Consider the following 13,140-nt stretch of genomic DNA (forward strand, 5'->3'; position numbering starts at 1 on the left):
AACCTGTTAAGCTTTCATATCTTTCATCAACAAGATAATCAAGAACAAGATTATCACTCTCATCATAAGTTGGTTCTATTTCTCTTATATATTGTCTTAACTGACTTATCTCTGGTGGAAAAGGTATAAGTCTTATAGATGTTTCTGTTACTGGATCTTTTATTACTACTGGAACAGTTTCGGGATATATTGAGATTGCCATTTTATTCAAATATTTCTTCAATTTCAAATTCTTCTTCTTTAAGTTCTTCAGTTGGTATGGCTTTTTCAACTTCTTCTCTTGTTTGTTGGTTTATATAGTATAACTTACCACCAAGATATGCTTCATTCCATCTATCTTTTGTTGGGTCTGTATTGTAAATAATAACCTTAACAAATTGTGTACATACAATTGGAGGATATGCTGATTGGTTAACTCTTATTGGTAGATCTCTTATCAAGTTTGGATGTCTTCTTATGTTGTTATCAATATTTAGTATTGCCTGACATAACTTATCAATTCTTAATATTATTTCATCAATGAAAAGTACATAGTCATTAGGAACTTTATAGTCAATAAATACTAAACTTGAATTTTTTGGAACTTCTAATATGTTTTCTTCTTTCCAGTCTTCACCAATCATTTTAACTTTTTAACTTTTCTATCAGCATAAAAAGCTTGTGCTATATAAAAAAGTTTCTTATTAGCTTCAGATGCTTTTGATGTTGTGTAACATTTCTCTTTTGTGCATAATGTTAAGTAGTTATCTTTCCACAAAACTATTATTATATCATCTCCTAACATTACAGCTTTATCAACTTCTATCATTTTTTTATTGCAAGTATTATTGCTACAAGTGCAAGAGATATTATAGCTATTATTAATGGAATGTAAAGATTTTGTTTATATATTGGATAGTATACTTTTTCAATTATTGATGCTGGTGGAGTTGGTGCATATGGTTTTCTCTCTACATTAACAAATTCTTTAAAATATTCTTCTGGGGTCATTCTTATCATATTATTGTGTATTCTTTATTTAGTTTTGTTAATAAGTCTGTAATTTGTTGCTTTTCTGCATCTGTTAAGTCTTTAATATATATTGTTGTTATTATTGGGATTGGTTTTTGTAATTCTGATATCATTGCTTCTGCTTCAGCTCTTGCTTCTTCTTCTGTCATTCCAACAAAACCACTTACTCTTGGCTTAAATGGTTGTACTATTATTAGTTTTCCATCTTGGTAAATCTTAAATCCTTTACCATATTCACTATCATAAATTTCATATGTATATGTCATTTTATGATTATCAATCTAACTATTATTGCTGTTACTATTGTTGCAATATATCCTATTAACCATTTTATGTATTTTAGTTCTGTCTTTATTTTTTTTATATCTCCATTTACATCATTCATGTGCTCTTTAAGTTTATTAACAGTTATTTCTATATTGTTTATTCTATGTTCCCTATTCCGAGTCTTAAGAATATTGATTGTAGTCCTGCCCATATTGCTGCAAGTTCTTCTGTGCTAAATTCACCATCTATGAATGTTTTAACTATTCCATAAACACAAGCTATTATACCAAACCAAATTGTTTTACTTTTATACCATTTTTTACCTTTCATTTTAACTTATATTTAAATTTAGTTTTTTATTATTATAACAATCTTCACATAACTGTTTTATAATTATTCCTTCATTCACACCTTTTTTTGTTATGATTATCTGAAGTGTACATAGTTCTGATATTGGTATGTCTTCTCTTCCACATTCATCACAATTAAATTTTGTTATCATATTTAAATATATTTTTTTAATATTTAAATTTTTATACTCTCTCAAAACCTAAAGCAAACATATATTTATCAAGTTTTTCAAGTTCCTCAAATGTTAATTCATCAAATGTTATTATTGTTATTTCATCAGTTTTATATGTTATTGTATCTATATTTATTCCTATATTCTTTATGTCTTCTTCAATTTGAATTATTGGATAAATTTTTCTATATGTATATATTGCCATTTTAACCTCTTCCAGCAACTAAAATTTTAACTATTTGATTAGCTCCTGTTGTGGATGTTAAGGCAATACCTATACAATTATTTGTTGGAGTATTATCAGATACAATCCTACCAGTATTATCTGCTGTGCTCCTTACAAGATCACCAAAATTTATAATACCTCCACTAATAGCATCAGCAATTCCTAATATTCTTACTCTTACTATTGAACCATTATCACCACCTTGAACAACAATACCAGCTCTTCTTTTTGTTTCAACTAATGATGTAGCAAATTTACAGCTATAATTAGCATCTATAATCACACATTCTCCACCATTTAATGTTGTTCCTGTATTATTTGTTAGCTCTATATCTATTCCAGCATTATTTCCTAAACTAGCTAAAACTATATTTCCTGTATTGTTTGATGTATTTGTATCTTCAGCAATATGTCTTGGCATTTTATAATGGGTTTGTTATTAGATTTCCTGTATCATCAATAGTTACACGCCATCTTCTGCCATTTGGACTTTTTAATATTAAACCGTATTCAGAGTTTAAACATTCAAAATCTTGATTAGTTTGAACATTTAAATTAACTCTAAATGGTGCATTTTCTGTTATAATTATATTGTTTGGTACATTGTAATATATCCTTGGTCCATCTCTCCCAAAATATAATGATCTAACATTTGATAAGTTTGCATTATCTATTATCCAAAGATTTTTTAATGTTCCATCTGTGTTTAGTATTGTTATATCAACATCATAAATGTTAGCATATCTTGAGTATATACTATTAACCATTGATGTTGAATCACCTATACTGTTTGCATATAGAGTATATGGAACATATACATTACAAAATGTATTTATTCTATCATTTATTCCATCAATTATTATTTTATTACCAATATTTAATCTATCAATAGTCCAGTTATTATCTTTTTCAAATCTTATAAAACATGAAAAAGTACCATCATAACCAATGTATCCATAATCCCATGTTCGTGTTCCATATTTTCCTAACATTAATGGTTGTGAGAAATAGTTTTGATCATTTGGTGTTATTAGAATACCTCTAAATTTTGGAATACTAACTTTAGAAATTCTCACAATATTTTCATTAATATTTTTAATACTAAATATATCTCTATCAGAGAAATCTGGGTAAGTATATGATCCTGTAAAATCATTTAAAGTATTAAAAGTTATTGCTGAAGTTTCAGGTATTGATTGATTATCACTAATAAATATACCATTAGCTCCTGTAATGTTATTTACATCCATAACATTCTTTAAATCATGTACTCTATACCATCTCATGGTTGCCAGTATTCTAATTCAAATAATTGATATGAACCAGTATCTTGATAAACATAAATTTGTCCTGGATTTGTGTTTGAACTTATAACAGTTCCTCTCCATACAGTTATCCATATTGGCCAATTAAGATTATATGAAAGTCTATACTCAACATTTGGATTTCTTGGTTTTAATGTCCATTCAACAACATCATCTGGAAGATTAGCCATAAGTATCCATGATCCTGGTGGTACATCTATAACAACAAATGTTGGTCTTTTTGGTATAGATTGAATTATCTCTGTCTTTGTTACTAAACCTTTACCAAATATAGTATCAACTACATTAGCTCTTGCATCAGTACTTGCATCCTTTATTTCAACTGCACCAATTTGTATATCAGCTCCTACTAATTCTGTATAATCTATTTCTCTCATTCTAATTTATATTTTTATACTAAATAAATTTTACCATTCAGGTATCATGAACTCTTCACTGACCATACTTCTATATAGTTTTTTCAATGTTTCTATCTTTTTTCTTAAATCTTCTATTTGTTTCTCAAGACTTTGTTTTTCACTAATAGTTCTTGCTGTTTTTACTTTTGTTACTAATTCATCATACTTTCTTTTCAATAATACATAATCTTTTGCAACTTTTCTTCTCTCATTTCTCTTAACTTCCTCAAGAGCTTTCTTTTTTAGTTTTATTCTTAGTAGTTTCTCTCTTACTTCAGATCTTAATTGTTCTTCTGGAACTTTACCTCTTCTTTCTCTTATATATCTTAACAAATTTTCAATGTGTTTTGGCCTTTTCATTTTTATTAAATTTAATTTTTTTTACATAAGCATAAATATTATTTTTATCAACAATATAAACAATATCTTCTCCATTATTCCAAATAACTCTAAACATATTTCCTTGTCTTGCAATTATTTTACCTTTAAACATCATTTGTCTAAACTACAGATTGGACATTTACTTTCATATGTTGGGTCTTCCATAATTATTCTTAATTTATTTCTCGCTTCTCTAACTTTTTCAATTGTTGGATTTTTTGATATTTCCTCAATTTCTTTTTTAAATTCTTTAAGTTTTTCAGCTTTTTCTTTATTTACAATTTCTGCATGTTCTATTGCTTCAGCTAATGAATGATGTAATAAATGTGTAAAGTGTTTTTTTATGCACCAGCTGTGCATTATGTCTTCACTTTCAAGTTCAACTAAATGCTTTTCTATTGCTAATAAATCACCTAATGCCCATTCTATATTTATGTCTAACAAAGTTTTTTCATTATCCTTAAATATGCAAACTTCTCCTATGCATATTTTTTCTCTCATTTATAGTATTTTGAATAGTATGGTACTCTCTTAAAATAGTATTTCTCAACATCTGATATGCCTCTGTAATAACAGCATTCACTTTCTTGTTTTTTCTGTTTTTCTGACTTTTCTGGTTTTCTTAGTAGTAAAAGTATTGCACCAGCTATTGCTATAGGTATTATTAAATCTTCAGCTCTCATTTTCTCAACCAACCACGTATTTCAATTATATAATCATGATCAACATTATCATTATTTTTTATTTCAATATCAACTTTATCTGATACAATTTCAACACATGGATATATTCTTTGATGATCTTGTAAGCTTTGAGGTGGTGCTGTCCTAATTGCAATTAGTTTATCATCAACATATTCTTTCCATTCTGAATTCTCAACATAGTTTCCTGCCCATGAGTAAAAATAAAATCTATATCCTGATGGAACTTTATATGTTATTTTCTCTGTTGAGTTTGGAGCAATTGTTATAATTTTTCTGTATATAACATTACTATCAAGAACTATTGGATTATTCCTTGCATAAATGTATATAAATGCATCTAACAAATTCATCAATTCATCAATCTTATTCATTAGTTTTATTATTTCATCCATTTTCCTAAAGTAAAACCAAGTATGAATGTTAGTATTAGTATTGGTGTTAAGTTTATTAATGGTGGAGTTGGGACAGGAAAACCTGCAAGCTTACAAGCTTCAAGTTGTCTCTGATAGAATGATGCCCAATCTATATCCCATTCTCTACTACTTAAACCTCTATACTTTTCATATAGTTCTGGATGACTTGCCCAATGTAAATGTATATCTCTTGCTAACTTAATTCTTGGAGCTTCATTACATATTAATCTTAATGCTTTCTCGGTTCTCATTTTTTATATAAATATATTCCTAAAGCTAATACTAATGCTCCTATTAATACTAATGGTATTAATGATTTAAATTTTTCTGTCTTTAATGATAGTTCTGAAGTTGCTTCTTCAGCTTGTAATGCAGCTTCTTGTGCTATTGCTTGAGGATATTCTGATTCAGCTTGAGCAGCTATATTTGCAGTTTCTAAATCTTTAATTTGTTGCTCTAGATATGGTCTTTCTTCTGGTGTTGCTTTTTTTAATCTTTCTTTTAGAGATTTAATTTTAGTTTCAAACCATTTTTTTGCAGCTTTAGATTTTTCACCAAGCCATCTAATTGATGAATATGCAGCCTTTCCAACTCCTTTAATTACAGAACCTATAGCTTTTCCAGCTTTTGATGCAAACCACTTTGCAGATGCAACAACTTTTCTTGCTGAATTAACAATAAAGTTTTTTGCTTTTGAGAATGCACTTTTTGTTTTTTCATAAGCTTTCTTAACTTTAGATTTTACCCAATCAACAAAACCTGGTGGTGTTGGAGTTATTGGAGCTATTAATGATATTTTTGCTTCAGGAACTCTTGATTTTACCCATTTCTCAACAAGTTCTGGATTTTCTTTAGAAGCTTTTATTAATGCATGCATAAGTTTATATGCTCTTTTCTCTCTTTGTTTAATTCTTTCTAATCTCAATGCAAGATCTCTAAGTTGTTTTCTTGCTATAGGACTTATAGTTGGTACTGGTAATTTTGAAAAATATTCTTTACTATAGCTTACTTTTGCTATCATTTTTCAACCATATATTTTATTGATGGTGAAAACATCATTAATGAACTTAAAGCAATCAAACCTATTCCCATTATCTTCGCCCACTTTTCATCTCTTGTTAGTAATAAAAATACTCCAAGACCAGCTGGAATTAATGGGAATATTGCCTGTGTTATTGTATATCTTGCTTCCTTAATTGTTTCACCAGTTTTTTTCATAAAGTATGCTCCCAATCCTAAACCTCCTAATGCTCCTACTCCAATTAATATAGGTATGATTGGAATAGCTGGGGGAGTTGGAGTTCCATGCAATGTTATTAAAGTTTCTTCCGGTATCATTTTTTCTTTAATAATAATATTAATATTAGGGCAGCACCACCTATCAAAGCTATTCCAACTGGTGATAATATAAAGTCAGTTATTGTTTTTATATGATTACCTTTTTTTATTTCTTCTTTTAACTTTGCAACTTTTTGAGTTTCTATTAATGCTTCAGCTTCAGCTTTTGACATAATTTTTTCAAGTTCTTTCTCTTTTAGTTTATTATATAATTTTGAAAGTTCTTTTTCACTTATTAAGCCTCTAAAGCCTCCTGGACATGTTCTAACTCTTGGACATATCCTCCTTGGATCAAATGCACTAACACACTCAACATAGCCATCTGGAACTTTTGGACAAAATCCTAATGTCCCTACATGCATTAATGTATCAAAAATTCCTGGAGGAGTTGGTAGTTCAATGTATGTATTTTTATTTAATTCAATTCCTTTTGATCTTTCCAATGTTATTTTCATATTATTTTCTTGGGATCATAAACTTAAATAGTTCAGTCATTAAGTTTGCCAAAAATATTCCAACAGCTATACCAATTATTAAATCTTTTGCTTCCATTTTTATTCTATTTTAATTTTATTATTTTCTATTATTCTTTCTTTTATTACAAATTCTTTATTTTCTATTATTCTGTTTTTATCATCAATTATATAAACATTACTCAATGCAACACACTGTGGATTCTCTATGATGTTTCCATCTTTATCTTTTATTAACATGAACTGTATTGCCATTTTATCTATATATTACGAGTACTCCTTTAAGTTTATATCCAACAGTTTTTGTTGTTGGTAAGCTATGTGTTGCTCTTAATATTATTTTCTGACCAAAATCAACTTCTGGAAATCCTTTTGCTGCTAAATTTGGAATTTCTATAATATCTTTATTATTTTGTTTTTTTGTTGTTATGTTAATGTCTGGAATATTGAAATCAATTGGTGAAAATTGACTTAAGAATGTTACTAAATCTTGTTCTGCACCCTTTATTGTTCTTAATAATGTTATTGTTATACCAGCTTCTGCAGTTATTTCTAAACTTATTGGAAAAAATTTCTCTGTAATTCCTAAAGTTTTCTCAAACAATGTTGTTGTTATGTTTGGATCTACATTAACCAATCCTGAATATGTAACAGTTCTTATTTCAGGTAATTTTACTTCCATTTTATACTACCTTTTAATTTAATTTACTTCCCTAAAATTAAAAAAAAGGGAAATTAGTATGGAGCTCTAAATGCTTCTTTCTCCATTCTGAAACCCCATACCTGTATAACATTATTTGTTACTGCAGCTGTTGTATTGTTTGTAAGTTCAAGTCTGTAGTATTTACCTTCTGGAACAACAATAACTGGATTTGTAATGACTGGTTTGTCAGTATCCATGCTCAATATTGATGTATCAAATGCTGGCAATATTGGTTTTTCATCAGGGCCAATAACTCTTAAATCAACTTTGTATGCACCATATCTATTTCCATTAATTCCTCCATATATGAAAGGCAATATAAATGCTTCATTAACAACTGTTTGAACTTGTAAAGTTGCTGTTGCTCCTGCAGGTAAGCTATCAACTCTTAATTGATGTACAATAGGTTCTAATTTAATCCATCTTCCAGGTATTTTTCCAGTTACGTCTTGAACTTCTTTCAAAAAGCTTATCAAATTTCGCAATATGAATGCCATTTTGACCTATATTAAATTTAATTTAGTTTATATTTGCGCCCAAGTAGGGCCCACAATGTGTATGGCCTACACCATACACGAACTCTGCTATAACACTATTGGTGGCATCTCCTCAGCTCTTTGAACATACTCTGGTGGAACTGATGCTAATTCTTCAGCCAATAATCTTTCTTCTGGCAATTCTCTTGGTGGAACTCCAAGCAATTCCTCTTCTTCAGGTGTTAGTTCAGTTGGTGGAACAAGACCCATCATAAAAGGGAATAATAATGGGGTTTTTCTTAATAGCTGTATAGCTATTAAGCTTATTCCACCAATACCAATTCCCTTAACTAACTGATTAATCCTTGTATCTTTTATTCTTTCTGAAAAGAATAATGCACCTACTGATAATGCTAATGCTGTTAAGTATTTACCAAATGTTGTAGGGACTCTTGAGGCAATACCACCAATTAAAGCTACACCTAATCCTACACCAACAACAGTTGTTACCAATCCAACTATATCTACTGCCATTTTGACTTATATTAAATTTAATTTAAAATATATATTATTTTAAATATTTAAATTTTTCTATTCATATATTTTCTTAAGGTAAAGATAGATAGAATACAAAGTTTTGTTTATTCTTTCTTGTTCATTATTAAAGAATGACAACACAATCATAGCAATATCTTTTCTCTTAAGTATAGAAATATCACATTTTATATATTTATCAATAATTGGTTGCATTTCCGGTTTGTCTGCATATTGTAAAAACTTATCGAGATAACTCTCAAGTTGTTTCCTTATGTCTGGAAATATACTTAGGAATATGTTTATTACATCCCTTGCAGCTTTATATTCTTTACTATTCAAATCATCTCTATTCATGCTCAAATGCTTCTGGTGGAATTCTTATGTTTATTGATTTCTTTTTTTCCTCTAATGGAACACCAATATTTTTTAAAAATCCTTTCATCATCATCTGTTGAAATTGAAGATTTGTTTTCTGTGACTCAAGTAAAGCTTTTTGCATTTCTAGACTTGTTTTTATTAATTCATCCTCGATAGGACTTCTCATTGCTTCTCTTAATGCTCTTGCTTTTTCCTGATAGTAAAGTAATGAATCAATTTCAGATGTTTTTGGTTCTGTAAATTTATCAATCAAAACTTTTGCTATTGCACCAACTAATGGATTATCTAAAAAATTTTGCTGTTGAGTTTGAACTTGAGATTTTTTCTTTTGTTCTAATATATATGCTTCAAGTTCCTCAAGATGTTTCTTAAGTTCTTCATTTTCAGATTTTAGTCTTTGAATTTCGAGATCTTTTTCATTAATTTCTGGTTTTTTCAATTTTATTTCCTCTTCTGGAACAAATTCTTTCTTTTCCATTTTAAAACAATTTGAAATATGTTTCCACTTTATGATCTTCCTTTGGAATTTCTTCTTTCTTTTCTTCCTTAAAGATTATTGACTTAACAACTTCTTGACAATCAGGACATCTCTTTAAATGTTCTATGAAATCTTTTACACTTACCCTAACTTTTCTTTCCTCAACATTCTCAGGTTTCTTCTCACTTGATTTTTCTAACTTCTCAATTTTTTCCTTAATCTCTGCTAAACATTTATTAACATCTTTAAGACATTCATCTATTTGCTGTTTATTCATAGTTGTAACTTCTTTTAACTTACTTATAAGTTCATCACTAATTTTTATCTCTTTCATTTTAACATATATTCTTCATCAAACTTTTGTTTTATTTCTTCTAAAGATTCTAATTGTTTTATGATCTTATTCTCAATTTCCATTATTCTTTCCTCAAGCTCATCAAGCTTGTTATATATATCTTCTTTTGTTATCTCACCAATCTTCTTCTTTTCCATTTTCATCTTCTTTCAATTTTTTTTGTTTTATTTTAGACATAACATACTCTTCTATAAGTTCAGCTAATTTTGAATAGACAGAGCATCCTTCCTCCTTACAAAGTAATTCAAAAGCTTCTTTAAGATCTTTATCTATGAATGTTGTTACAGGTGTGACCTTTGCCATTTTAAGCACTTATAAGAAAAAATGACATTAAAGTTTATAAATTTTTCTGACTATTTCAAAGTGATATAATATGATATCATATGATATAAATAGACTTATCCTGATTAGTTACAAAAAATAATCATACATATATAGTTCCTACCAATATAATATGATATCATATGATATAAATAGACTTATCCTGATTAGTTACAAAAAATAATCATACATATATAGTCCCAGGTAGATATATGTATTATATTTTTAAGTAACCAATCAGGATAAGTCAACACAAATCAGGATAAGTTGATACAAATCAGGATACGTGATACTACAATAGAATTAATAGAAATATTTTTAAATATAAAAAATATTAAAATAAATGAAAAACAAAAAAGATAATATTTCTTTCAGACTTACTGTTGATAAAAAATTATGGCAAAAATTCAAAGCTACGATTCCTTTGAATATGACTATCAATCAAGCTATAATTATGCTCATAATTGAAAGAGTAAAAAAAATTTGGGGAGATGAATGGGATAAGTGAGAAGATTTATAATGCATTTAAGGAAAAATACGGGTTTGGTGAGTGTGGATTATTTGAAAGTTTATGTATAGCATCAACAAAAGTAAAAAATATTGATTTATGTTTAAGTGGCATCATAATAGCTCCAAGTGGAGATGCAAAAACATCAATATTAAAAGATATTCATAAAATCTTTAAAGAAGATGTAATACTTTTTGATGGTCTTGTTACAGAGTATCATTTAGCAAAGGAATCACATAAACTATCAGAAAAACCTTATTGTATTGCTATTAACGATTTAGTTGATATAATAAAAACTTTACCAAAAAGAAGGGTTGCAGGAATATTAAGTTTTCTAAAAAACATAATTGATGGACATGCACAAATATTAACAGCAAGAGATAATATAGACATAAAAGCAAAAGTTTCAATAATTATGAATATACCAAAACTAATTTTTGATAGAAAATCTGCAACTTTTGTTACAACAACATTCATTGATAGGACTATACCTTTTAACTTTGAGATAAATTGGAATGAATGGAAAAATCTATATCTTGAAAACAAATTGAAAGAAATAAACATTGAACCAATAAAACTTGAAGAGAGAGAAATAAAAGTTGATGAAAAATACAAACATCAAATAGTTAATAAAGCGGAAGAACTATCAACATTGAAATATACAGGATTAGCAAGAAATGTAAAACTTGTGAAAGCTTTATTATGTGGAAATGCACTACTAAATAATAGAAATGAGATAAATGATGCTGACTTTGAAGTTTTTGATAAACTAAAAAGTTTTTTCAAATGGTAAAATGAGATTAAAAAAAATTCAAACAATCAGACTAAGTGAGGATGAACTTTCTTTTCTTGAAAATATGAAAAAAGAGGGATTCAGCCCTAGCACAACGATTAGATTTTGTATTAATGTTATGATGCTACTAAAAAACGACAAAGATTTTAAGAAAATACTAAAAAAACTATCAAAAGTTAAGAAAAAAGTGTAATACAAAAATATATAAACATTTTTTGTATTACATAAATAACTAAATTAATTTAAAAATCAAAATGGCAACCTTAGGTGATATCATAAGAGTATATGTAAAACCAAGTCTTGATGGAAAATTAATAATAAGGAAAAAAGGAAGCATACAAACATCAGCTAGATTAGCAAGAAGAAAAGAAGCTGTTGCAGAAGCCGGTAGAGCTGGTTTGATTGCAAAAGCAGCACATGATGAACTTGTAAAAGAAGGTGTTTGTCCAATAAAAAGAGTATATAAAGCTGGTGTTGGTTATGAAGAGAGACCAGTATGTCCAATCAATCTTATGAAGTCTGCATTGAGAGAAAAGATGAAGACAGTGAAGTAAAATAAAATAACAAAATAAGATGGCAGAAGAACTTTCACTTAGATGTAAAACTATTTTAGAAACCCCATTGACAAAAGATGTTTGCATGGATTTCAGAGCAATAAGAGCAAGAGTTCTATGTAGAGCATGGGAAATAATGGAAAAAGAGAAAATTGGTTTTGCCCCAGCAATAAAGAAAAGTTGGCAAGAGCATAAAATTGAATGTACTAAGTTAGGAGCAAGTAGTCCTGAACCTTTTGAATAAAGTTAAGTTTAAATAGTAATAAGTATAATAATATAATGACAGACGAATTTGAAAAAAGTGAGATTGAACTTATTGAAAAAGAATTTGAAGATACTCGTAAAAATATTGAAGAAGATGCTAAAAAATGGAAAGAAGGAGAACTTAATATTAGTGAATGGATAGATAAAGCATTAGAAGTTAAAAGAATACAATCATACACTGATGGAAAATGGGAAACAACAGATTTCAAATTACTATTAAGTTCTGGTGGTCCAACAACTTGGCTAAGCACTGATGGAACACTTGAAGTTTATTGGGGAGGAAAGAGTAAAATTGGCAATATAGAAAATGGAATAATAAGAGACTTCTTGGATGCAGTTTTTGATTATTTGCATGAAAGTGAGGGAATATGAGAATCTGTGAATGTGAGACAGGAGAGGAAATAAGCATAGAGGAAATATGTAAAAGTAAAAACAAAAGGAAACCATCAGCATATAATCTATTTATGAAAGATTGTATAAAGCAAAAATCAGGAACTATCCAAGAAAGATTTAAAGAATGTGCAAAAGAATACAAATTGAAAAAAAGTTAAAATGGCAATATATATCACAAGAGAAAAAGATAAACCTTTAGACGAATATAAAGAAGCTATTTCAGAAAAGATAGCAGAATCATATCGTAAAACGATAATGGAAAATCTAAAAAAAGCAGCTGAAGAGTTTTCACAGAAAAAACTTAGAGTTGAAGATTGGGTA

The 13,140-nt window shown here is 28.2% G+C and carries 34 protein-coding genes; 6 read left to right on the forward strand and 28 right to left on the reverse strand.

The features are described 5' to 3' along the window. The 28 genes from ABIK75_07375 to ABIK75_07510 form a co-directional block, all read right to left on the reverse strand. Positions 1-202: hypothetical protein (locus tag ABIK75_07375; GenBank protein ID MEO0090905.1), on the reverse strand; the 202-nt coding region annotated here is incomplete at its 3' end. A 1-nt stretch (position 203) separates the two neighbouring features. Then, on the reverse strand, positions 204-623 hold the full coding sequence (locus ABIK75_07380; GenBank protein ID MEO0090906.1) for a hypothetical protein: 420 nt from the start codon (positions 621-623) through the stop codon (positions 204-206). Then, positions 620-808 (reverse strand): hypothetical protein, encoded by a 189-nt coding sequence (locus ABIK75_07385; protein ID MEO0090907.1) that lies wholly within the window; start codon positions 806-808, stop codon positions 620-622. Before ABIK75_07385 ends, ABIK75_07380 begins: the two co-directional genes overlap by 4 nt. Continuing rightward, positions 805-990 (reverse strand): hypothetical protein, encoded by a 186-nt coding sequence (locus tag ABIK75_07390; GenBank protein ID MEO0090908.1) that lies wholly within the window; start codon positions 988-990, stop codon positions 805-807. The genes ABIK75_07385 and ABIK75_07390 overlap by 4 nt, the downstream gene beginning before the upstream one ends. Before the next feature lie 5 nt (positions 991-995). Beyond that, on the reverse strand, positions 996-1,277 hold the full coding sequence (locus ABIK75_07395) for a hypothetical protein (GenBank protein MEO0090909.1): 282 nt from the start codon (positions 1,275-1,277) through the stop codon (positions 996-998). 157 nt (positions 1,278-1,434) lie between these two features. Further along, positions 1,435-1,608, reverse strand: a complete 174-nt coding sequence (locus ABIK75_07400) for a hypothetical protein (GenBank protein MEO0090910.1) — start codon at positions 1,606-1,608, stop codon at positions 1,435-1,437. Between the two features lie 203 nt (positions 1,609-1,811). After that, entirely contained in the window at positions 1,812-2,006 is a 195-nt protein-coding gene (locus ABIK75_07405) for a hypothetical protein (protein ID MEO0090911.1), read from the reverse strand. Between the two features lies 1 nt (position 2,007). Continuing rightward, a complete protein-coding gene (locus ABIK75_07410) occupies positions 2,008-2,448 on the reverse strand; it encodes a capsid cement protein (GenBank protein MEO0090912.1) in 441 nt (146 codons plus the stop codon). Between the two features lies 1 nt (position 2,449). Next, the gene (locus tag ABIK75_07415) at positions 2,450-3,313 is read right to left on the reverse strand and encodes a hypothetical protein (GenBank protein MEO0090913.1); all 864 of its coding nucleotides are present in this window, start codon (positions 3,311-3,313) and stop codon (positions 2,450-2,452) included. Beyond that, positions 3,310-3,729, reverse strand: coding sequence for a hypothetical protein (locus tag ABIK75_07420; protein MEO0090914.1), 420 nt, complete (start codon positions 3,727-3,729; stop codon positions 3,310-3,312). Before ABIK75_07420 ends, ABIK75_07415 begins: the two co-directional genes overlap by 4 nt. A gap of 30 nt (positions 3,730-3,759) precedes the next feature. Then, positions 3,760-4,110, reverse strand: coding sequence for a hypothetical protein (locus ABIK75_07425; protein MEO0090915.1), 351 nt, complete (start codon positions 4,108-4,110; stop codon positions 3,760-3,762). Further along, positions 4,088-4,246 (reverse strand): hypothetical protein, encoded by a 159-nt coding sequence (locus ABIK75_07430; protein ID MEO0090916.1) that lies wholly within the window; start codon positions 4,244-4,246, stop codon positions 4,088-4,090. Before ABIK75_07430 ends, ABIK75_07425 begins: the two co-directional genes overlap by 23 nt. Next, on the reverse strand, positions 4,243-4,632 hold the full coding sequence (locus tag ABIK75_07435) for a hypothetical protein (GenBank protein ID MEO0090917.1): 390 nt from the start codon (positions 4,630-4,632) through the stop codon (positions 4,243-4,245). The genes ABIK75_07430 and ABIK75_07435 overlap by 4 nt, the downstream gene beginning before the upstream one ends. Then, positions 4,629-4,814, reverse strand: coding sequence for a hypothetical protein (locus ABIK75_07440; protein ID MEO0090918.1), 186 nt, complete (start codon positions 4,812-4,814; stop codon positions 4,629-4,631). Before ABIK75_07440 ends, ABIK75_07435 begins: the two co-directional genes overlap by 4 nt. Then, on the reverse strand, positions 4,811-5,227 hold the full coding sequence (locus tag ABIK75_07445) for a hypothetical protein (GenBank protein MEO0090919.1): 417 nt from the start codon (positions 5,225-5,227) through the stop codon (positions 4,811-4,813). Before ABIK75_07445 ends, ABIK75_07440 begins: the two co-directional genes overlap by 4 nt. Further along, positions 5,215-5,499: a hypothetical protein gene (locus ABIK75_07450; GenBank protein MEO0090920.1), complete on the reverse strand. Its 285-nt coding sequence runs from the start codon at positions 5,497-5,499 to the stop codon at positions 5,215-5,217. The genes ABIK75_07445 and ABIK75_07450 overlap by 13 nt, the downstream gene beginning before the upstream one ends. Beyond that, positions 5,496-6,269 carry a hypothetical protein gene (locus ABIK75_07455; GenBank protein MEO0090921.1) on the reverse strand — a complete coding sequence of 258 codons (774 nt, stop codon included), beginning with the start codon at positions 6,267-6,269 and terminating at the stop codon, positions 5,496-5,498. The genes ABIK75_07450 and ABIK75_07455 overlap by 4 nt, the downstream gene beginning before the upstream one ends. Next, positions 6,266-6,586, reverse strand: a complete 321-nt coding sequence (locus tag ABIK75_07460; GenBank protein MEO0090922.1) for a hypothetical protein — start codon at positions 6,584-6,586, stop codon at positions 6,266-6,268. Before ABIK75_07460 ends, ABIK75_07455 begins: the two co-directional genes overlap by 4 nt. Continuing rightward, positions 6,583-7,041 (reverse strand): hypothetical protein, encoded by a 459-nt coding sequence (locus ABIK75_07465; GenBank protein MEO0090923.1) that lies wholly within the window; start codon positions 7,039-7,041, stop codon positions 6,583-6,585. The genes ABIK75_07460 and ABIK75_07465 overlap by 4 nt, the downstream gene beginning before the upstream one ends. Positions 7,042-7,140: 99 nt before the next feature. Then, positions 7,141-7,314: a hypothetical protein gene (locus ABIK75_07470; protein MEO0090924.1), complete on the reverse strand. Its 174-nt coding sequence runs from the start codon at positions 7,312-7,314 to the stop codon at positions 7,141-7,143. A 1-nt stretch (position 7,315) separates the two neighbouring features. Next, positions 7,316-7,741, reverse strand: coding sequence for a hypothetical protein (locus tag ABIK75_07475; GenBank protein MEO0090925.1), 426 nt, complete (start codon positions 7,739-7,741; stop codon positions 7,316-7,318). 53 nt (positions 7,742-7,794) lie between these two features. Then, the gene (locus tag ABIK75_07480; protein MEO0090926.1) at positions 7,795-8,259 is read right to left on the reverse strand and encodes a hypothetical protein; all 465 of its coding nucleotides are present in this window, start codon (positions 8,257-8,259) and stop codon (positions 7,795-7,797) included. Positions 8,260-8,346: 87 nt separating this feature from the next. Next, complete coding sequence (locus ABIK75_07485; protein ID MEO0090927.1) at positions 8,347-8,772, reverse strand: hypothetical protein; 426 nt, start codon at positions 8,770-8,772, stop codon at positions 8,347-8,349. Between the two features lie 57 nt (positions 8,773-8,829). After that, complete coding sequence (locus tag ABIK75_07490; protein ID MEO0090928.1) at positions 8,830-9,129, reverse strand: hypothetical protein; 300 nt, start codon at positions 9,127-9,129, stop codon at positions 8,830-8,832. Next, positions 9,122-9,631 carry a hypothetical protein gene (locus ABIK75_07495; GenBank protein MEO0090929.1) on the reverse strand — a complete coding sequence of 170 codons (510 nt, stop codon included), beginning with the start codon at positions 9,629-9,631 and terminating at the stop codon, positions 9,122-9,124. Before ABIK75_07495 ends, ABIK75_07490 begins: the two co-directional genes overlap by 8 nt. Position 9,632: 1 nt before the next feature. Continuing rightward, positions 9,633-9,965: a hypothetical protein gene (locus ABIK75_07500; protein MEO0090930.1), complete on the reverse strand. Its 333-nt coding sequence runs from the start codon at positions 9,963-9,965 to the stop codon at positions 9,633-9,635. Further along, entirely contained in the window at positions 9,962-10,123 is a 162-nt protein-coding gene (locus tag ABIK75_07505) for a hypothetical protein (GenBank protein ID MEO0090931.1), read from the reverse strand. Before ABIK75_07505 ends, ABIK75_07500 begins: the two co-directional genes overlap by 4 nt. Continuing rightward, entirely contained in the window at positions 10,101-10,289 is a 189-nt protein-coding gene (locus ABIK75_07510; GenBank protein ID MEO0090932.1) for a hypothetical protein, read from the reverse strand. Before ABIK75_07510 ends, ABIK75_07505 begins: the two co-directional genes overlap by 23 nt. 361 nt (positions 10,290-10,650) lie before the next feature. Between ABIK75_07510 and ABIK75_07515 the strand changes: the two genes are divergently transcribed. From ABIK75_07515 to ABIK75_07540, 6 genes are all read left to right on the forward strand, one after another. Continuing rightward, positions 10,651-10,815 (forward strand): hypothetical protein, encoded by a 165-nt coding sequence (locus ABIK75_07515; GenBank protein ID MEO0090933.1) that lies wholly within the window; start codon positions 10,651-10,653, stop codon positions 10,813-10,815. After that, the gene (locus ABIK75_07520) at positions 10,799-11,608 is read left to right on the forward strand and encodes a hypothetical protein (protein MEO0090934.1); all 810 of its coding nucleotides are present in this window, start codon (positions 10,799-10,801) and stop codon (positions 11,606-11,608) included. Before ABIK75_07515 ends, ABIK75_07520 begins: the two co-directional genes overlap by 17 nt. 254 nt (positions 11,609-11,862) lie before the next feature. Beyond that, positions 11,863-12,162, forward strand: a complete 300-nt coding sequence (locus ABIK75_07525) for a hypothetical protein (GenBank protein ID MEO0090935.1) — start codon at positions 11,863-11,865, stop codon at positions 12,160-12,162. 85 nt (positions 12,163-12,247) lie between these two features. Next, positions 12,248-12,406, forward strand: coding sequence for a hypothetical protein (locus tag ABIK75_07530; protein ID MEO0090936.1), 159 nt, complete (start codon positions 12,248-12,250; stop codon positions 12,404-12,406). Between the two features lie 35 nt (positions 12,407-12,441). Then, positions 12,442-12,798: a hypothetical protein gene (locus ABIK75_07535; GenBank protein MEO0090937.1), complete on the forward strand. Its 357-nt coding sequence runs from the start codon at positions 12,442-12,444 to the stop codon at positions 12,796-12,798. Continuing rightward, positions 12,795-12,977, forward strand: a complete 183-nt coding sequence (locus ABIK75_07540) for a hypothetical protein (protein ID MEO0090938.1) — start codon at positions 12,795-12,797, stop codon at positions 12,975-12,977. Before ABIK75_07535 ends, ABIK75_07540 begins: the two co-directional genes overlap by 4 nt. Positions 12,978-13,140 lie beyond the last annotated feature (163 nt).

This window comes from candidate division WOR-3 bacterium (assembly GCA_039801725.1).
In the GTDB taxonomy this organism is placed as follows: Bacteria; Hydrothermota; Tepidihabitantia; order Tepidihabitantales; family DTDR01; genus DTDR01.